Here is a 1545-nt window from a genome sequence, read left to right as displayed (position 1 = left end):
CAGCCGGTCAGCCGATTGGGCTAGAGCTGCATATAGCGCCGTCGGTCCTGGTCGTAGCCCTGGTATTGTGAAACCGGATCTTCTGGCTTTCGGTGGTGATGCCTACAGACCGGAGTACTTCCACGTTCTCACCGAGGGGCCTCGCGCTCAGCTATCTCCTGAACTAGGGACCAGCTTTGCGGCTCCCTTCTTACTACGAAGCGCTGTCGGCATCCGAGCAATGCTGGGAGCCGATCTATCGCCTCTTGCGATCAAAGCTCTCCTAATCCACGGCGCTAGAAATCTGGATCACCCTCGTAGTGAAGTAGGTTGGGGTAAGATCCCTGAAGATATGATGGATCTTATCACGTGCCCGGATGGGGTAGCTCGTATCGTATACCAAGGCGAGCTAAAGGCAGGCAAATACCTCCGGGCACCGCTACCGTTACCTGAGGGAGGGTTGAGCGGGAAAGTCCAGATCAAGGCGACTTTCTGCTACGCATGTCCGACCGACCCTCAAGATTCTTGCTCTTACACGCGCGCTGGTCTCGAAGTTGTATTTAGGCCCAATAAAAACAACGTCAAAGCTGGAAAATCTCACGCCAACAGCAAAAGTTTCTTTTCGAAGAAACCTTACACAACAGAAGCTGAAGCACGATCTGACTTAGGCAAATGGGAAACTGTTCTACACTCTAAGATAGGTACTAGCGGTATATATCTCGATGATCCTGTCTTCGATATCCATTATAACGCACGCGAAGCAGGGCATAGCGCTCGCCTCGCTACAAAGATTCGTTACGCATTGATTATATCAGTTGAAGCCCAAAAGCATCCTGACCTTTTCAATGAGGTACTCAAATCATACGCAGACTTAGTCTCTATCCGGCCCAAGGTCAGTCTGCCTATTCGCGTCTAGGTGTTGGTTTATGGCATGTTTCAGACGTGATGACTGCGGAAGAGTCGATGTTCTTTGTTTGATCGTCAGCGAACGATCACTGTTCGTCACCCCCGCAATAGGAAATCAATCAAACAACAAAAGGCATGCCCCCTGTGCAAGGTGGCAGAGCTTTTTGCGGGAATGATGAAGGGCGCGACTCGTATCCGGCTTTTTATCCGACATGCCATGCGCTGTGCTCTATTCGTTCGCAAGATGCGCTTTTCCAGAATGCTTGATTTATATAGATTTCTGGTGCCGGGTGAGGGATTTGAACCCCCGACCTTCGGTTTACAAAACCGCTGCACTACCACTGTGCTAACCCGGCATGGCGCATGAACGGGTTGCTTTTCGTCGCTAATCGCGGATTCGTCAAGATCTTTCCCGCGCAACGATGATGACGAACTGCGCAGCCCCTCGCCTCTCGGCGGCACGTTCGCTTGTGCAGGGTCATTCCTTTCGATGAGCGTTCGGGCCTAAGAACAAGGCAAATTTGAGCTCGATATGTATCTCGATGCTAGCGCAAGCTGCCTTTCTCCGGTCCTCACATGCCGGTTCCACACGCGCATGGTCGGAACGTATCAGACCGCGGAGGGTACAGCCGCACACGATCCGGACGCGAGCACCGCAAC

General features: G+C 52.3%; 1 protein-coding gene and 1 tRNA gene. One reads left to right on the top strand and one right to left on the bottom strand.

What is annotated here, in order from left to right; all coding sequences use genetic code 11:
* On the top strand, positions 1-895 hold an 895-nt coding region (locus P792_RS38545), incomplete at its 5' end, for a S8 family serine peptidase (protein WP_235075435.1).
* 271 nt (positions 896-1166) lie between these two features.
* On the opposite strand, the gene P792_RS26400 is transcribed toward P792_RS38545, so the two are convergent.
* Positions 1167-1241: transfer RNA gene (locus P792_RS26400), tRNA-Thr, on the bottom strand.
* Positions 1242-1545: the final 304 nt, after the last annotated feature.

The organism is Asaia sp. SF2.1 (assembly GCF_000505765.1).
GTDB classification, from domain to species: Bacteria; Pseudomonadota; Alphaproteobacteria; order Acetobacterales; family Acetobacteraceae; genus Asaia; species Asaia bogorensis.
The sequence above is the reverse complement of the archived record's forward strand: the minus strand, read 5'-3'. Positions and strand labels throughout refer to the sequence as shown.